The following is a 17,293-nucleotide window of genomic DNA, read 5'->3' as shown; positions in this document are numbered from 1 at the left end:
GAGGCTGCGGTGAGCCTGGCTGCATCAGCTGGCCTGTTCGCGGCGCTCGCCGTCGCGACCAATCTGCTCTGCCAGGCGATCGCCTTCGTGCGCCTGCGCCGCAAGGATGCCGGCTGCGCTCTGCTCGACGCGCAGCCCCCGGTGACGATCGTGCGGCCGGTGCGCGGCATCGAGGCCTTCAGCAGGGAGACGGCGACGTCTGGCCTCCTGCTCGACTATCCCCGCTATCAGACGATCTTCTGCGTCGCCGATGCCGATGATCCGATCGTGCCGCTGATCGAGGAATTGATCGGCCGCTTCGGCGCGGAGCGGGTCAGCCTGATCACAGGCGATGTCGCCGTCAGCGCCAATCCCAAGCTCAACAACTGCGTCAAGGGCTGGGAGGCGGCGACGACCGAATGGGTCATCCTGGCCGATTCCAACGTGCTGATGCCGAGGGACTACATCCAGCGCATGCTGGCCTCCTGGCGGCCCGACACCGGGCTCGTCTGCTCGACACCGGCAGGCTCGCGTCCGCAGGGCTTCTGGGCCGAGCTCGAATGCGCCTTCCTCAACACCTTCCAGGCGCGCTGGCAATATGCCGGCGAGGCGCTCGGCTTCGGCTTCGCGCAGGGCAAGTCGATGCTCTGGAACAAGCCCTTCCTCGACGCCAATGGCGGCATTGCCGTGCTGGGCGAGGAAATCGCCGAGGATGCCGCCGCCACCAAGCTGGTGCGCCGGGCCGGCAAGCATGTCCATCTCGTCGGCCAGCCCTTCGAGCAGCCCTTGGGAGAGCGCTCCTTATATGACGTCGTGCAGCGGCAGTTCCGCTGGGCGCGTCTGCGCCGGGTGACGTTCCTGCCCTTCTTCGCGCCCGAGATCCTGTCCGGCCCGCTGCTGCCGGCGCTGTGTGCGGCCTTCGCTGCGCTGGCCTACGGATATTCCGCATGGCTTGGTCCAGCACTCGTGCTGCTGCCCTGGTATGTGGCGGAGATGGCGCTGGCCTATGGCGTCGGCTGGTATCTCTCCTGGCGCATGCCGCTGGCGCTGTTGCTGCGGGATCTGATCTTTCCCGGCGTCTGGGCCTATGCCTTCATCGCCGGTGAGGTCACCTGGCGCGGCAATTCCATGAAGATCCGGACGGATGGGGACGACCAGCTCAACGCTGCGTCGCCCGCGATGTCCCATGCCAATCTGAGAAGTGACGGACACTCATGAAGTTCACTCTGTCTTGGTTGAAGGACCATCTCGACACCACGGATTCGCTCGACACCGTCACCGAGACGCTGACCCGCGTCGGCCTCGAGGTCGAGGCCGTCGAGGATAAGGCGAAGGCTCTCCAGGCCTTCACCATCGCCTATGTGATCGAGGCCAAGCAGCACCCGAACGCCGACCGGCTGCGCGTCTGCATGGTCGATACCGGCGCGGGCGAGCCTGTGCAGGTCGTCTGCGGCGCGCCCAATGCCCGCACCGGCATGAAGAGCGTCTTCTCCCCGCCCGGCACCTATATCCCCGGCAAGGACATCACGCTCGGCAAGGGCGTCATTCGCGGCGTCGAGTCGAATGGCATGCTCTGCTCGGCCGCCGAGTTGCAGCTCTCCGAGGATCATGACGGCATCATCGACCTGCCGGAGGATGCGCCTGTCGGCCAGCCCTATGCCACCTATGTCGGGCTCGACGACGCCGTGATCGAGATCGCGGTGACGCCCAACCGCGCCGATGCGCTCGGCGTTGCCGGCGTCGCGCGTGACCTCGCCGCCGCCGGGCTCGGTGGCCTCAAGACGCCGCAGGTCCTGCCTGTGCGCGGGGCCTATCCCTGCCCGGTCAAGGTGACGCTCGATTTCGCCGAGGCGGACAAGCACCTCTGCCCGGCCTTCGCCTTGCGGCTGGTGCGCGGCGTCAAGAACGAGCCTTCGCCGGAATGGCTGCAGGCGAGGCTGCGCGCCATCGGGCTCAGGCCGATCAACGCGCTGGTCGACATCACCAATTTCATGACCTTCGACCGCAACCGGCCGCTGCACGTCTTCGACGCCGCCAAGGTCAAGGGCGATCTCACGGTGCGCCGGGCCAGGGACGGCGAGACGATCCTGGCGCTCGACGGCAAGAGCTACACGCTGACCAGCGAGCAGGTCGTCATCGCCGATGCGCATGGCGTCGAGTCGCTTGCCGGCATCATGGGCGGCGAGGCCTCCGGCTGCGACGAGACCACCACCGACGTGCTGGTCGAGAGCGCGCTCTGGGACCCGCTCAACATTGCTCGCTCCGGCCGCGCGCTCGGCATCAACTCCGATGCACGCTATCGCTTCGAGCGCGGCGTCGATCCTGATTTCACCCGCCCGGGCCTCGATCTCGCCACCGCGATGATCCTCGATCTCTGCGGCGGCGAGGCCTCCGAGATAATCTTCGAGGGCGATCTGCCCGAGAGCGCCTCTGCCATCGATTTCCCCTGGTCCGAGGTCAAGCGCCTGACCGGGCTCGATCTGCCGCAGATCGAGATGAAGCTCGCGCTGACCTCGCTCGGCTTCCACGTCTCGGGCGCCGGCGAGCGCGTCAAGGTCGCCGCTCCGTCCTGGCGTGGTGATGTCGCTGGAAAGGCCGATCTCGTTGAGGAGATCGTGCGCATCGCCGGCCTCGACCGTGTCGTCTCGACGCCGTTGCCGCGGATCAAGGGCGAGGTGGTGAAGCCGGTCCTCACCGTGCTGCAGAAGCGCACTCGCGCCGCCAAGCGCCTGCTCGCCAGCCGCGGCCTCGTCGAGGCGGTGACATGGTCCTTCATCTCGCATGACGCCGCGACTTTGTTCGGCGGCGGCTCGCGCCAGCTCGTGCTCGCCAATCCGATCGCGGCCGATCTTTCCGACATGCGCCCCTCGCTGCTGCCGGGGCTGATCCGCGCAGGCCAGCTCAATGCCGATCGCGGCCTCGGCGACGTCGCGCTGTTCGAGGTCGGGCAGGTCTTCAAGGATGATACGCCCGAGGGGCAGTTCATCGCCGCCGCCGGCCTGCGCCGCGGCACGGCGAGGCTGGAAGGCGTTGGCCGCCATTGGGACGGTGCCGCCAAGCCCGTCGATGTCTTCGACGCCAAGGCCGATCTGATGGGCCTGCTGACGGGGCTTGGCGTTCCGGTCGGCGGCCTGCAGATCGTCGCGGGCGGCAGTTCTGCTGGTGGTCCTGCTTGGGCGCATCCCGGCCGTTCGGCCACGCTCCGGTTCGGCCCTAAGGGCGTCATCGGCGCCTTCGGCGAGGTGCATCCCAAGGTGCTGAAGGCGCTAGACGTCAAGGGCCCGCTCGTCGCCTTCGAGATCCATCTCGATGCGCTGCCGCTGCCGAAGTACAAGCCGACCAAGGTTAAGTCGAAGCTGGCGCTCTCGGGCTTCCAGCCGGTGACGCGCGATTTCGCTTTCATCGTCGAAAAGACGGTCGCGGCCGGCGAGATGATGAAGACCGCGCAGAACACCGACCGGGCTTTGATCGCGGATGTCGCGGTTTTCGACCTCTATGAAGGGCAAGGCGTGGAGGCCGGCAAGAAGTCGGTCGCGCTGGCTGTGACCCTGCAGCCGGTCGACAAGACGCTGACCGAGGCCGAGATCGAGGCGGTCGGCGCCAAGATCGTGGCCGAGATGGCCAAGCGCTATGGGGCGGCGCTGCGGGGGTAGGGCGCGGGGAACCCCTCTCCTGTAAGGAGAGGGGCAGGGGTGAGGTGTAGGCCCCTGGACCAGTTAGACGCCAACCTCACAGCGAGGCAGCGGTGAGGTCGCGACCAAAGCGTCGAACGGCCTACCCCTCACCCTGCCCTCTCCCTACGGGAGAGGGTTCCCCGCGCAGGCTGGTCTTCGAGCAGAGCCACCTCGCTTCTTCCATCCGGGAGAAGGAGAGAGGACGTGGCGCGTGCTCTCTCCCCGCCGCAGGCGGGGGGAGTAGCGTTCAGGCGACTATGCCGATGGCGCCCGACGGCAATGGTAACCAGACTTCCTCGCCGGAGCTCGCATTCTCCGCCGACCAGCTGTATCGGCCATCCTTGCGATAGGCGAAGATGTAGCTGGACCTGCGCTGCAGCGACCATTGTTCGTCGAGGTCTTCGTCCTCGTAGGGCCATGTCTCCAGCACGGTGTCGAGGTCGAAGACAAAGCGGGATGTCCCCTTGAGGGGATCTACGCTGATAGACAACAGGCATTGCCCGTCGAGTTCGCGTACAGCGGTGCCGATCCGCTTGCTTGTCGATTCCGAATGCGCGGTTTCGCGACCGCGCACGATGCACCGCCAGTTGCAGCAATAAATCCACAACCACCACTCGCCGATTGGCTTGACGGTACGGCGGCGGCGCCACGCGACGATTTTTGCGCTCGCGGCCTCCTTCGACTCTATCGGCTCGCGAATATACAGAGATGGATTGCCGAATTCGAAGGTGAGCATGCTGCCTTGGCCCTTTTGCACGCTCCACGCCGGCAATCCCAGCACCGGCGCGAACACGCTCTGAACCGGATCATTCTCGTCGATGAGGGGGGCCTGGCCGTCCATGAGGGCTATCGGATTCTCACATTGTCGATCATGCGGTTATTGATCGTGATTGTGTAATAATCCATCGGCGTAATCGCCCGGGATTCAGGGTAATCGCTCCCGATTGCTTCACCTCAACAGCACCGAATGACCATCACCGAAATCCCCGTCCAGGACAGCCTCTTCCCTGGCTTCCGTCTGCTCGATGTCGCGACATCGGGTGCGCGCATCCGTGTCCGGACGGGCGGGAAGGGGCCGCCGCTCCTGCTGCTCCATGGCTACCCGCAGACGCATGCGCTCTGGCACAAGCTCGCCGCGCACTTGCGGGACCGCTTCACTTTGGTCTGCGCCGATCTGCGCGGCTATGGCGACAGCGACAAGCCGGCAAGCGATGCCGAGCATTTCCCCTATTCCAAGCGCGCCATGGCGCTCGACATGGCGCAGGTGATGACGGCGCTCGGGCATCAGCTCTTCTTCGTCGGCGCACATGATCGCGGCGCGCGCGTCGCCCATCGCCTGGCGCTCGACCATGCCGAGCGCGTCACCAAGCTCGCGACGCTGGACATCGCGCCGACCCGCGAGATGTACGCCAACACCAGCGACGCCTTTGCGCGAGCCTATTGGCACTGGTTCTTCCTGATCCAGCCCGCGCCCTTCCCGGAGCGGATGATCGGGGCCGATCCCGAGGCCTACTGGCGCAAGAAATGCGGCTCCGGCTCGGCCGGGCTGACGCCCTTCGCGCCCGAGGCTCTCGCCCATTATCTGCGCTGCTTCAGCGATCCGCAGACCATCCATGCGAGTTGCGAGGATTATCGCGCCGCCGCCACCATCGATATCCGCCATGACGATGAGGATGGCGGTCGCAAGCTGACCCAGCCCTTGCTCGCGCTCTGGGGCGGCAACGGCATCATCGGCAAATGTTTCGAGCCGCTTGCGCTGTGGCGGCAGCGCGCTGAGAACGTCCAAGGCCGTGCCTTGCCAGGCGGGCATTATCTGGCGGAGGAGATTCCCGATCTCGTCGCCGCCGAATTCACGGCCTTCTTTGGAGAAAACCCATGAGCTTGTTTGGACAAAAACTATGAGTGGGACCAATCGCGTCTATCGTATCGCCGTCATCGCCGGGGACGGCATCGGCAAGGAAGTCATGCCCGAGGGCCTGCGCGTGCTCGAGGCAGCTTCCAAGAAATACGGCTTCGAACTGCGCTTCGACGAGTTCGATTTCTCGTCCTGCGATTATTACGAGAAGCACGGCAAGATGCTTCCCGACGACTGGAAGGAAAAGATCGGCGGCCATGACGCGATCTATTTCGGCGCGGTCGGCATGCCGGCGCAGGTGCCCGACCACATCTCGCTCTGGGGCTCGCTGCTGCTCTTCCGGCGTGAATTCGACCAGTATGTGAACCTGCGCCCGGTGCGCCTGATGCCGGGCGTTCCTGGCCCGCTCGTCGGCCGCAAGCCCGGCGATATCGACTTCTTCGTCGTGCGCGAGAACACCGAGGGCGAATACTCCTCGGTCGGCGGCAAGATGTTCGCCGGCACCGAGCGCGAGATCGTCATGCAGGAGACGGTGATGAGCCGTGTCGGCGTCGACCGCGTGCTGAAATACGCTTTCGAACTGGCGATGCGCCGTCCGCGGAAAAAGCTGACCTCGGCAACCAAGTCGAATGGCATCTCGATCACCATGCCGTATTGGGACGAGCGGGTGAAGGAGATGGCCAAGAACTATCCCGGCGTCGCCGTCGACCAGTACCATATCGACATCCTGACAGCGCATTTCGTGCTGAATCCGGACCGTTTCGACGTGGTCGTGGCTTCCAACCTGTTCGGCGACATCCTGTCGGATCTGGGCCCGGCCTGCACCGGCACGATCGGCATCGCGCCGTCGGGCAACATCAACCCGACCGGCGATCATCCCTCGCTGTTCGAGCCGGTCCATGGCTCGGCGCCCGACATAGCGGGCAAGGGCATCGCCAACCCGATCGGCCAGATCTGGTCGGGCGCGATGATGCTGGATCATCTCGGCGAGACCGAAGCCGCCAAGGGCATCGAGGCCGCAATCGAGCGCGCGCTCGGCGACGCCCGCACCCGCACCCGCGATCTCGGCGGGACGCTGGATACCGAAGCCGCGGGCAAGGCGGTCGAGCAGGCGCTGGGCTAAAGGCCCGGCAGGCCGGATCCCGAGGCGCGATAAGCGCTGCTGGATTGACTGAAGCGTTTTGGAGCGGCGTGAACTGCGGTTCGCCTGAAGAAAACGCGTTGAAACAAAGAACTGGAGCGGCTGAGCGACCCTGACCGGGTTGCTCAGCCGCTCCAAGTCTCGAATTGCCGTTTCTGGAAGGGCTTGTCTTGATGGATCTCTCTTCGCTTTCCTTCGTTGATCCTCTGATCTGGGGGAAGCTGGCCGAGATCATCGCGCTCAACATCGTCCTCTCCGGCGATAATGCGGTAGTGATCGCGCTCGCCTGCCGGGCACTGTCGCCCGCGCAGCGAACCAAGGGGATTGCGCTCGGAGCGGGCGTCGCCGTGGTTCTGCGCGTCGTCTTCACGGTGCTGATCGCCTCGCTGCTCAACGCGCCCTTCCTGCATATCGTTGGCGCGCTGCTGCTGATCTGGATCGCGGTGAAGCTGATCATCGAGGATGGCGAGAGCGACGAGGATTCGATCACGGCCAGCAGCAAGCTCTGGAAGGCGGTCCAGACGGTCGCGATCGCCGACATCGTCATGAGCCTCGACAACGTGTTGGCCATCGCCGCCGTCGCCAAGGATTCGATTCCGCTCCTGATCGCCGGGCTGGTGATCTCGATCCCGCTGATCGTGCTCGGAGCATCCTTGATCACGAACCTGCTGACGCGCTTTCCGATCCTGGTCTGGGCCGGGGCGGCGCTGCTCGGCTGGGTCGCTGGCGAGATGTTCGACAGCGATCCCTGGCTCATCACTCATTTCGGCGCGGATGCGTTGCACCGTCTCGAATATCCGGCGGCTTTGCTGGGGGCGCTTCTCGTCCTCGGTCTTGGCTACTGGTTGAAACCTCGCCGGCCAGATCCGGCCCTCTGATACAGGGACTGACCGACCTATGGACTTTTCATCATCCCAATTCTGGGTGTCGTTGCTCCAGATTATCTGGATCGACCTGCTTCTTTCCGGCGACAACGCGGTCGTCATCGCGCTTGCCTGCCGCTCGCTGCCGGAAAACCGGCGCAAGATCGGCATCTGGCTCGGCGCCGGCGCCGCGGTCGGCCTGCGTATCGTCTTCGCGCTGGTGGTCAGCTATCTGCTGAACGTGCCCTTCCTGAAGGTGGTCGGCGGCGTCCTGCTGTTCTGGATCGCGATCAAGCTCGCCATGGGCGAGGAGGAAGCCCATAGCGACATTGAGGCGAGCGACAATCTCTGGCGGGCCGTGCGCACCATCGCGATCGCTGACGCCGTGATGAGCCTCGACAACGTCATCGCGATCGCGGCGGCCTCGCGCGGACATCCCGAGCTGTTCATCTTCGGCCTGCTGCTCTCGATCCCGCTGATCATTATGGGCGCGCAGCTCCTGACCTCGATCATCGAGCGCTTCCCGATCCTGGTCTGGCTCGGTGCGGCCCTGCTCGGCTGGATCGCGGCGGAGATGATCATCGGCGACATCGCGGTGCTGCAATGGCTCCAGGTCAATATGCCGAGCTGGGTCACCCCTGTGTCGAAAGATGTCAGCGCGCTCGGAATCGGTCCGGCCGCCATGCCCCACTACGTCTCCTCAGCGATCGGCGCTGCGCTCGTTTGCCTCGTCGCCTACGTGCTGAAGAAGAAGCCGGCAGACCAGCCAGGCTGAGATCTCGCTCAGCCGAGCACCACGATCGCGGCGGCCAGGCTCCCCTGGTCGCCGTTTTTCATGATGCGGCTCGTGCCCAGACACGGGGCCGATCGCTCGGGATCGCTGACGCTGAAGGTTTCCAGCGAAGCAAACGTGATTGCGAAACTCTCCGGCGCGCGGGCAAAGCCTGTTCCGAGCGCCTTCACATAGGCCTCCTTGGCCGCCCAGAGTTGTGCGAAGGCCAGCGGCCGCGCCTGCTCGGGCAGGGCGAGCAGCGCCTCCCGCTCCAGCGGATGCAAGGTCGCGAGCGGCGGCGTGGCCAGGGGCTCGACCCGCTCGACATCGACGCCGACAGGAGCCTGCGCCAGCGCCAGCGCGACGAAGCCCGCCCGCGTCGCGAGCGAGAGATGCAGTCCCGTCGCGACCGGCTGAGCCAGCAAGGGCCGGCCTCGTTGGTCATGCCCGATCGCGATGACCTCGATCGGCAGGCTAAGCTGAGCAGCGATGATCGTCCGCGCCGTCTCGCGCCGCAAGGCCGAGCGCTCGGCGAGGTTGGCCGGGCTCGCGCCGGTCGCGATCAGCCAGGTCGCGGGCAGGGCAGGGGCGGCGATGGGAGAGGTCAGCCAGTGCATGGCGTAAGGCTAGAGCATCGGCCCGAAAAGTGGGAACCGGTTTTCGGGGCGAGCCGATGCAGATCAACGCTCTACAGCATCGGTCCGAATGCGGGCTTCGGTCTGATGCTGTAAAGTGTGACGGCTTGATTTGGAACCGCGCCGTCATTCCGGGGCGATCCGAAGGATCGAGCCCGGAACCCAGAACCGCAGGTGACGACGAGATAGGCGGGGCCGATGACGACGCTTGCTTTCCAGTTTCATCGGTTCTGGGTTCCAGGCTCTACGCTTCGCGTAGCCCCGGAATGACGCCGAGGTTCCGAGCCAAGATGGTTTGCACCTGGCACGGGACCGGCTCTTGTCCCGCCCTGCGCAGGCCTCATGCGCGGCCGGTGCTGCCATCTGTTGACGGTATGATGCGTTAGCGCTCTTGAAGAGCCATGATCGCTTCGCCCGAACCGACCTCGGAGTCTGCCCGCCCGTTGCTCACCATGCAGGGCGTGCGCCTGGGCGTTCGCAGGGTTTCCGTGCTGCTGCCGGGCATTGTCGTCTTCGCGGTCGCCTTCGGTGCGGCGGCCGCGGCCAAGGGGCTGAGCCTGCTGGAAACCGTGCTGATGAGCGCGCTGGTCTATGCTGGCGTGGCGCAGCTGGTAGCGATGGAGCTGTGGCGGCCGGAATGGAGCTGGGGGGCGATTGCGGGGCTTGCCGTCGTCACCGCGACGGTGAATGCGCGCATGGTGCTCCAGGGGGCTTCGCTGCAGCCCTGGTTCGCGCCTTATCCCAAGGCGCTCAACGCCGCCCATCTCTTCCTCTTCACCGATGCGAGCTGGCTGGTTGGCGCACGCTATCATGGCGAGGGCGGGCGTGATCTGGGCGTGATCATCGGCGCCGGCGTCATGCTCTGGGTCGTCTGGGTTGCGACGACGATCCCGGGATATCTGCTCGGCGCGCTGGTGGCCGATCCGCGCCAATACGGCATCGATTTGGTCATGCCGATCTTCTTCGCCGCGATGATCGTGCCGCTCTGGCGCGGCAGGCGGGCGGCCGTGCCCTGGGTCGTCGCAGGGCTTGTGGCCTTGGTCACGGCGAAGCTGATCGACGGCTACGCTTTCATCATCGTCGGCTCGCTTGCCGGCGCGCTCACGGGGGCGTTCAGCGATGACCCTGCCTGATCCCGGCCCATGGGGCGCGGCCTTCGTCATCCTCGCCATGATGCTGGCGACCTATCTCTGCCGCATCTCCGGCGTGATCATGATGGGCTTCATTCCGCTGACGCCGCGCGTCCGGTGTGGGCTTGCGGCGCTGCCGGGCTCGATCGTGGTCGCGACCGTGCTGCCGCTGATCGAGCGGCTGGGGTTCGCCGCCGCACTCGCACTCATCGCGGCGATCGGCAGCATGGTGCTGCGGCGCAGCGAGTTGCTGGCCTTGGCGGTCGGCATGGCGACGGTCTCGGCGGCGCGCGCGCTCGGCTTCTAGAGCAATTTCCGATCCGATCGGATCGTTCAATTGCTCCAGATCTTTGTTTTTAACGCGTTTTCTTCACACGAACCGGTATCCACTTCGCTTGAAAACGCTCTAACCGATCACCGCTTCCGATCGCTTCCATCACATCCCGTCATCGCTTGGCGGCCTGCGCCATGTTGACGCCGACGATCTCTGGGCAGACGGTGTCTGTCAGTAAAACTGACCAAATTGGAGCGCCGCTATGGCATGGTATTCTCAGACGTGGAGCTGGTTCGACGGTGCCTGGCACGAAGGTAACCCCGGCCTGGTGGGTCCACGCAGCCATGCGCTCTGGCAGGCCTCTTCGGTCTTCGACGGCGGCCGCTATTTTGATGGCGTCGCGCCCGATCTCGCCGCCCATGCCGCCCGCGTCAACCGCTCGGCCGTGGCGCTCGGCCTCAAGGCCACGGTGACGCAGGACTTCATCATCGAGAAGACGCATGAAGGCGTGAAGAAATTCGCCCCCGGCACGGCGCTCTACGTCAAGCCGATGTATTGGGGCGAGGCCGACGGGCCCTCGACCATCATGCCCGATCCGGATTCGACGCAGTTCTGCCTCTGCCTGTTCGAGGCGCCGATGCCGCAGCCGACCAACGGCTTCTCGGTGACGCAAGGCGCGTTCCGCCGTCCGACCATGGAGACGATGCCGACCGACGCCAAGGCCGGCTGCCTCTATCCCAACAACGCCCGCATCCTGCGCGCTGCCAAGGCCGCCGGCTTCGACAATGCTCTGGTGCTCGACATGCTGGGCAACGTCGCCGAGACCGCAACCTCGAACATCTTCCTGGCCAAGGACGGCGTCGTCAGGACGCCGGCTCCCAACGGCACCTTCCTGAACGGCATCACCCGCCAGCGCGTCATCGGCCTGCTCAGGCAGGACGGCATCCCCGTCGAGGAGATGAGCCTGCGCTATAGCGACTTCGAGCAGGCCGACGAGATATTCATCTCGGGCAACTATTCCAAATGCATGCCGGTCACCCGCATCGACAACATGACGCTGCAGCCCGGCCCGATGTTCCGCCGCGCTCGCGAACTCTACATGGACTTCGCCCACACAAAGGCGGCGTGAAGCCGACGCCTGCGGACTTGCTCAGGGATCCAGGGCGTCATTCTCGGGCTTGCCCCGAGAATCTTGTGACCAGAGTGCTCTGGTTTACGAGGTGGTCGGGTCGAGCCCGACCATGACGCGCTTCGGATACCGGGACGACCTCCGGTCGCCCAGGGCGACGGTGGTCTTTCCAGGCGAAACCGGCAAAGCTAGCGCAGTAGCCTCGCCAGTCTGCTGAGCTTGAGCCCGAGCGCGGCGATCGCGAGATAGATCGCCGCGGCCACGGCTCCGACGCAGGCGAGCGCCGCGAGCCGGGGCTGCAGCGGAAACCACGCCGTCGCAGCAAGTAGGGAGGGGGCGGCAAAGCGCGCCGCCAGGCCAGCCAGAACCGCCGCCAGCACGACGATGGCGGCAAAGCCCGACAGCCCCCGCGCCGGCCGTGTCCAGCCACGCTGCACGCCCAGGACGAACAGCGCACCGACATTGATCCAGGCGCCCGCCGCGGTCGCCAGCGCAAGGCCCGGCGCGCCCCAGTCGCGCCAGAGCAGCAATTTCAGCGCGACATTCGCGGCAATGGCCGCCAGCGAGACCAGCATCGGCGTCGTCGTGTCGCCGCGCGCCTGGAAGCTCGAAACCTGGGTGCGGATCATCACGATGGCCGGCAGCCCGATTGCGTAGGCGAAGAGTACGGCCGCCGCCGCCTGGCTCGCGGCAGCGTCGAAACGCCCGCGCTCGAACAGGGCTGAGACGATCAGGTCGGGAACGGCAAGGAATGCGGCTGCGAAAGGGGCGGCCGCGATCAGCGTCAGCGCGACGGCCCGGTTCTGCGCCTTATCGGAGCCGGCGACGTCGCCTGCCGCGAGCAGGCGGCTCATCGTCGGCAACAGGACCGTTCCGACGCCGATGGCGATGACCCCGATCGGCAATTGGTAGAGCCCGCCTGCGTAGTAGAGCGCGGAATAGGCGCCGGCCGGCAGCAGCGAGGCGATGATCGTGTCGGCGAAAAGCGCGATCTGGACACCGGCCGAGCCGATGACGGCCGGCCCGAACGCCTTCAGGAAGGCCTTGACGTCGAGATCGACGCGCGGCCGCACCACGGCCGTCGCGACATTCGCCCGGCGCGCCGCGAGCGCCAGCACGAGCCATTGCAGGAAGCCGGAGACCACCACGCCCCAGGCGGCGGCATAGGCCGCATTGGGGAACAGGAACGCAACGGCGAGCGCCGCGATCAGGCAGAGATTGAGCAGGATCGGCGCCGCCGCCGCCGCCGCGAATTTGTCGACGGCGTTGAGATTGGCCGAGAGCAGCGTCACCAGCGTGATGAAGAGCAGGTAGGGAAAGGTGATCCGCGTCAGCGCAACCGCGAGTTCGAAGCGCTGCGGATCATGCGCGAAGCCGGGCGCGAGCAGGCGCACGACCTCGGGCATGAAGGGCAGGGCGAGCCCGAGCAGGACGATCTGGACGATCAGGTTCAGGGTGAAGACCCGGTCGGCGAAGAGCGTGGCGGCGGCCTCTCCGGCCTGCTGCCTGATCCGGGCATAGGCGGGGATATAGGCCTGGTTGAAGGCGCCTTCGCCGAAGATCGCGCGGAAATGGTTGGGCAGGCGCAGCGCGACCGAAAACGCATCCATCAGCGGGCCGGCGCCGAGCACGGCCGCCAGCACGATGTCGCGCACGAAGCCCGAGAGGCGCGAGAGCAGCGTGAAGCCGCCGACGGAGAGGATTTTTCTGAACATTGCGTGCCTTGGGGCGGCCTGGAACCTCAGCCCTCATCCTGAGAAGCCGCATAGCGGCGTCTCGAAGGATGGTCCAGTGCGGCCATGCAGCTTCGCCGTCTACCGGATCAAGGGCGGCAGGGCATCGCCGCGCGGATGGTCGACGGTGCGGGCGTCGAAACCGACGCGCTCGCCGATCAGATAAAGCGGCCGGCGCTTCACCTCGGCGAAGATGCGCCCGACATATTCGCCGATCATGCCCAGCGAGATCAGCTGGATGCCGGAAAAGAACATGATCGAGACGATCAGCGAGGGGAAGCCGGGCAGGTCGGTGCCGAAGAAGACCGTGCGCAGCAGGAAGAAGGCGGCCGAAAGCGTCGAGATGACGGCGATCACGACGCCGGCCCAGGTCGCGATCTTCAAGGGCACGGTCGAGAAGGACGACAATCCGTCGAAGGCGAAGCTGAACAGCTTGCCGAAGCGGAACTTGGTCTCGCCATGCTGGCGCTCGGCGACCTCGAAGGTCACGCCGGTTGAGGGGAAGCCGACCCAGGCATAGAGCCCCTTGGAGAAGCGCGCCCGTTCCGGCAGGGCACGCAGCGCGTCGACCACCTTGCGGTCGAGCAGGCGAAAATCGCCGGCGCCTTCAGGCAGTTCGGTTTCGCCGAAGCTCGCAAACAGCTTGTAGAACGCCCTGGCGAGATTGCGCTTGAGGGCGCCCTCGCCGGCCCGGCTGGCGCGCTGGCCGTAGATGTTCAGGAAGCCGCCGCGCCATTTCTCCAGGAAGACCAGGATCGTCTCCGGCGGATGCTGCAGATCGGCATCCATGATCACGACCGCATCGCCCGAGGCATGGTCGAGCCCGGCCGCGATGGCGATCTCCTTGCCGAAATTGCGGCTGAACGAGACGGCGCTGATCCGGGGATCGCTGGCACTCAGCAGCTTCAGCACGGACAGCGTGCCATCGCGGCTGCCGTCATCGACGCAGACCAGCTCCCAGGACGAGACCGCGCCCGCCAGCACCGTCTTGAGCCGTTCGACCAGGATCGGCAGATTGTCAGCCTCGTCATGGACGGGCACGACGATTGACAATTCCGGCCGGCCGGCCCGGGCGCGCGGGGTTTCCGAAGGAGGGATGGGCGACGTCTCGGACACGAACAGAACCTCTCAGGCGCAGATCTGGATAGGCGCTTGCTCGACAAGGGCTTGCGCGACGAGGCCTTGCGGCTCGCTGCGCGACGAGGGATGACGCTTTCCGCACAGAACCGTAAAGCTGGCGCGCTCACAAGGGCGGTGAGAGCGAGGCCTGCCGGCCTGCGACCCGATTATTCCGGGCCGGCTCGCCGCTGCGGCCACTATCCGATCGCAGATGAACCAGGGATGACAGACGAGATGACGACCGGCTTCATTCTCTGCGCCGACGATTTCGCCCTGACGGAGGGGGTCAGCCGCTCGATCCTGTCCTTGCTCGAAGCCGGCAAGCTCTCGGCGGCGGGCGCGATGACCAACCGCCCGCATTGGAAGTCCTTCGCCGGCGCCTTTGCGGCGCAAGCGGGCAGGGCGGATCTCGGGCTGCATCTGAACCTGACCTGTGCCGCTCCGCTCGGCGCGATGCAGCGCCTGGCCGCCAATGGCGTCCTGCCGAAGCTGGGCGACCTGGCGCGGGCCGCGCTCCTGTCCGGCGCGGCGCGCGCGGAGATTGCCGCCGAGATCGCGCGCCAGCTTGACGCCTTCGAGGATGCGATGGGGCGTGCGCCGGATTTCCTCGACGGACACCAGCATGTCCATGTCCTGCCCGGCGTGCGCGGCGCGGTGCTGGCGGCGCTGCAGGGGCGCTATCGGGAGGGCGCGGTCTATCTGCGCGATCCCGCCGACACGACCGCCGCGATCCGCCGGCGCGGCGTCGCCATCGGCAAGGCGCTGGTCATCGCCGGCCTGGCGTGGGGCTTGCGCGGATCGGCCCTGAGGCGCGGTATTCCGGTCAATCGCGGCTTTTCCGGCGTCTCGCCCTTCGATCCCGCTCGCGATTTCCGGGCCGATCTCGCGCGCTTCCTGGTCGCGCCGGGGCCGGCTCATCTCGTCATGTGCCATCCGGGCTTCATCGACGAGGAGTTGATGGGGCTCGACCCGGTCGTCGCGACGCGGCCATTGGAGCATGCGGCGCTGATGAGCTTCGTGCCGCCTCAGGGCCTGGCCATGGTCCGTTTCGCGGAACTGGGCCTTGCGCCGCGCTCGCATCCTGCTCTCGCTCTTTGACGAGAGCCGGTTCGGCCAGCGAACAGCGTTAAACCGCTGCTTCACGCAAGCTATTCTTTACCTCGTTCCTTCATGTTGCGTGTTCGGGGATCGCAGTCGATTGCGCGCCTAGCATTCTGCACGCGACAGCGGGGAGACATCTGCGCAATGAAGTGGTTCAGGCGGGCCGGCAAGGCAGCGACCTCTGCCCAGGCGCTCGCGACCAGGGAAGGCGTCACCCAGTCGCTGGGCAGCCAGATCGCCGGCGCGGCGGTGGCTCTCGTCGCGATCGCCATTGTTTTCGTCGTGGTTGCCGTCGCGCGCTATAACGACGCCAAGACGCGCGGCGACCTGGAACAGAAGATGACGGCGCTGACCACCATGGTCGTCAACGCCTCGCCGGCACTGATCCTGGCGCGCGATACCACCACGCTGGGCTACATCCTGGAATCCCTGCGGCGCGATCCCGATTTCGATTCCGGCATCGTGGCCGACGATCTTTCGATCCTGGCGGGCGCTGGCCGCACCGAAGAGGCGCGCCTCTCCCTGACACCGCGTGCGCTGACGGCTGCGCTCGGCCGCGCGCCCTGGGACGTCATGGCGGGCGTGACCTCGACCGAGATCGAGGATCAGACCTATGTCACGAAGCTGCATGTGGTGAAGATCGGCGGAATCCAGAAGCAGATCGGCTATATCGCGATCCGCTTCGACAAGACGCGTCTGGTCGCGAGATCCAACTGGGAACAGGTCGCGACGATCGGCTTCGGTATCGCCATCCTGCTGGTCCTGGGGCCTCTGCTCTGGATCTCGCTCTCGCGCACCATGAAGCCGCTGAAAAGCATGACGCAGGCGATCGTCAGCATCTCCGACGGCAAGCTCGACACGCCCATCGACGCACTCGGCCGGCGTGACGAGATCGGCGCCATCGCCCATGCGCTCGGCATCCTCAAGGTCCGGCTCGGCGAGCGCGCGGTCCTGCAGGAGAAGCAGCATGTTTCGGAAACGGAGCGACGCCAGCACCAGCAGCGGGTCGATGAGGCGATCGCGCTGTTCCGCGCCGAGGTCGGCGTCGCGCTGGAAGCCTTCAAGAGCAATGCCGACCGGATGAGCGAGGCCTCTGACGGCCTTGCCCGCGTGGCGGCGGAATCCTCGGGCCGTGCGGCGCGTGCGGCGAAGAACTCGCAAGGGGCGTCCGTCAATGTGGAGAACGCCGCCCAGGCGGCAGAGGAGATGGGTGCGGCCATTCGCGAGGTCGAGTTCCAGGTCCGGCGCGTCCGCGCCGAGATTGTCGAGGCGGCCTCCGTCTCGCGCGATACGGCAAGCTCGGTGCGTGCGCTCGACGAGACGGCGCGCGCCATCGGCGAGGTGGTGAACCTGATCCGTGACATTGCGGCCCAGACCAATCTCCTGGCGCTGAACGCGACCATCGAAGCGGCCCGCGCCGGCGAGGCCGGGCGCGGCTTTGCGGTCGTCGCCGCCGAGGTCAAGAGCCTGGCTTCGCAGACGGCTGATGCGACCGACCGCATCGTCGCCCAGGTCGGTGCCATCCAGGGCGCGACCGGCGAGGTCGTCGGTGCGATCCAGAACATCGCCGAACGCATGGGCGCGATCGAGAGCTTCGCCAATTCGGTCGCGGCCTCGATCGAGCAGCAGGCTATCGCGACGGGCGAGATCGCCAGCGGCGTCGCCATGGCGAGCTCCTCGGCCCTGTCGGTGTCGAGCGATCTGAGCGTGCTTGCCGACAGCGTCGAGGAAACCGGGCAGTCGGCGGAGCAGGTCAGGGGCGCGGCAGGAGAGGTCGCGGCCCAGGCTCTGCGCCTGCGCGCCACGGTCGACCAGTTCCTGCACAGCGTCGCCGCCTAGAGCATTTCCGCGTTTCTCCGAAACGCGAAAATCCTCTATCTCCTTGTTT

General features: G+C 66.2%; 15 protein-coding genes. 11 read left to right on the top strand and 4 right to left on the bottom strand.

Features of this window, described 5'->3' with window-relative positions; genetic code table 11:
* Nucleotides 1-9: 9 nt before the first annotated feature.
* Nucleotides 10-1,197: a ceramide glucosyltransferase gene (locus BMZ97_RS11980; RefSeq protein ID WP_244546370.1), complete on the top strand. Its 1,188-nt coding sequence runs from the start codon at nucleotides 10-12 to the stop codon at nucleotides 1,195-1,197.
* Nucleotides 1,194-3,632 (top strand): phenylalanine--tRNA ligase subunit beta, encoded by a 2,439-nt coding sequence (pheT, locus tag BMZ97_RS11975; RefSeq protein ID WP_092169371.1) that lies wholly within the window; start codon nucleotides 1,194-1,196, stop codon nucleotides 3,630-3,632. The genes BMZ97_RS11980 and pheT overlap by 4 nt, the downstream gene beginning before the upstream one ends.
* 268 nt (nucleotides 3,633-3,900) lie before the next feature.
* On the opposite strand, the gene BMZ97_RS11970 is transcribed toward pheT, so the two are convergent.
* Nucleotides 3,901-4,494, bottom strand: a complete 594-nt coding sequence (locus BMZ97_RS11970) for a hypothetical protein (RefSeq protein WP_092169368.1) — start codon at nucleotides 4,492-4,494, stop codon at nucleotides 3,901-3,903.
* 126 nt (nucleotides 4,495-4,620) lie between these two features.
* On the opposite strand from BMZ97_RS11970, the gene BMZ97_RS11965 reads away from it, so the two are divergent.
* From BMZ97_RS11965 to BMZ97_RS11950, 4 genes are all read left to right on the top strand, one after another.
* Nucleotides 4,621-5,532, top strand: a complete 912-nt coding sequence (locus tag BMZ97_RS11965; RefSeq protein ID WP_092169365.1) for an alpha/beta fold hydrolase — start codon at nucleotides 4,621-4,623, stop codon at nucleotides 5,530-5,532.
* Nucleotides 5,533-5,551: 19 nt separating this feature from the next.
* A complete protein-coding gene (locus BMZ97_RS11960; RefSeq protein WP_092169362.1) occupies nucleotides 5,552-6,631 on the top strand; it encodes a tartrate dehydrogenase in 1,080 nt (359 codons plus the stop codon).
* 191 nt (nucleotides 6,632-6,822) lie between these two features.
* Nucleotides 6,823-7,527, top strand: a complete 705-nt coding sequence (locus BMZ97_RS11955; RefSeq protein WP_092169359.1) for a TerC family protein — start codon at nucleotides 6,823-6,825, stop codon at nucleotides 7,525-7,527.
* Nucleotides 7,528-7,546: 19 nt separating this feature from the next.
* Nucleotides 7,547-8,287, top strand: coding sequence for a TerC family protein (locus BMZ97_RS11950; protein WP_092169356.1), 741 nt, complete (start codon nucleotides 7,547-7,549; stop codon nucleotides 8,285-8,287).
* Between the two features lie 8 nt (nucleotides 8,288-8,295).
* Here the strand turns inward: BMZ97_RS11950 and BMZ97_RS11945 are convergent, their stop codons facing one another.
* On the bottom strand, nucleotides 8,296-8,901 hold the full coding sequence (locus tag BMZ97_RS11945) for a 4'-phosphopantetheinyl transferase family protein (RefSeq protein WP_092169353.1): 606 nt from the start codon (nucleotides 8,899-8,901) through the stop codon (nucleotides 8,296-8,298).
* Between the two features lie 419 nt (nucleotides 8,902-9,320).
* On the opposite strand from BMZ97_RS11945, the gene BMZ97_RS11940 reads away from it, so the two are divergent.
* From BMZ97_RS11940 to BMZ97_RS11930, 3 genes are all read left to right on the top strand, one after another.
* Nucleotides 9,321-10,052, top strand: a complete 732-nt coding sequence (locus BMZ97_RS11940; RefSeq protein WP_244546369.1) for an AzlC family ABC transporter permease — start codon at nucleotides 9,321-9,323, stop codon at nucleotides 10,050-10,052.
* On the top strand, nucleotides 10,039-10,356 hold the full coding sequence (locus tag BMZ97_RS11935) for an AzlD family protein (RefSeq protein WP_092169350.1): 318 nt from the start codon (nucleotides 10,039-10,041) through the stop codon (nucleotides 10,354-10,356). The genes BMZ97_RS11940 and BMZ97_RS11935 overlap by 14 nt, the downstream gene beginning before the upstream one ends.
* A gap of 229 nt (nucleotides 10,357-10,585) precedes the next feature.
* Nucleotides 10,586-11,452 (top strand): branched-chain amino acid aminotransferase, encoded by an 867-nt coding sequence (locus BMZ97_RS11930; protein WP_092169347.1) that lies wholly within the window; start codon nucleotides 10,586-10,588, stop codon nucleotides 11,450-11,452.
* Nucleotides 11,453-11,640: 188 nt separating this feature from the next.
* Here BMZ97_RS11930 and murJ read toward each other — a convergent pair whose 3' ends face one another.
* Nucleotides 11,641-13,167, bottom strand: a complete 1,527-nt coding sequence (murJ, locus tag BMZ97_RS11925; RefSeq protein WP_092169344.1) for a murein biosynthesis integral membrane protein MurJ — start codon at nucleotides 13,165-13,167, stop codon at nucleotides 11,641-11,643.
* Nucleotides 13,168-13,266: 99 nt separating this feature from the next.
* Nucleotides 13,267-14,301 carry a glycosyltransferase family 2 protein gene (locus tag BMZ97_RS11920; RefSeq protein ID WP_244546368.1) on the bottom strand — a complete coding sequence of 345 codons (1,035 nt, stop codon included), beginning with the start codon at nucleotides 14,299-14,301 and terminating at the stop codon, nucleotides 13,267-13,269.
* A 225-nt stretch (nucleotides 14,302-14,526) separates the two neighbouring features.
* Here BMZ97_RS11920 and BMZ97_RS11915 point away from each other — a divergent pair, with 225 nt between their 5' ends.
* Entirely contained in the window at nucleotides 14,527-15,402 is an 876-nt protein-coding gene (locus BMZ97_RS11915) for a ChbG/HpnK family deacetylase (protein WP_244546367.1), read from the top strand.
* A gap of 147 nt (nucleotides 15,403-15,549) precedes the next feature.
* Nucleotides 15,550-17,244, top strand: coding sequence for a methyl-accepting chemotaxis protein (locus BMZ97_RS11910; protein ID WP_175525528.1), 1,695 nt, complete (start codon nucleotides 15,550-15,552; stop codon nucleotides 17,242-17,244).
* Nucleotides 17,245-17,293: the final 49 nt, after the last annotated feature.

The sequence above is a fragment of the Allobosea sp. OK403 genome, from assembly GCF_900113835.1.
GTDB lineage: Bacteria > Pseudomonadota > Alphaproteobacteria > Rhizobiales > Beijerinckiaceae > Allobosea.
This window is presented reverse-complemented; position numbering and strand designations above follow the sequence as displayed.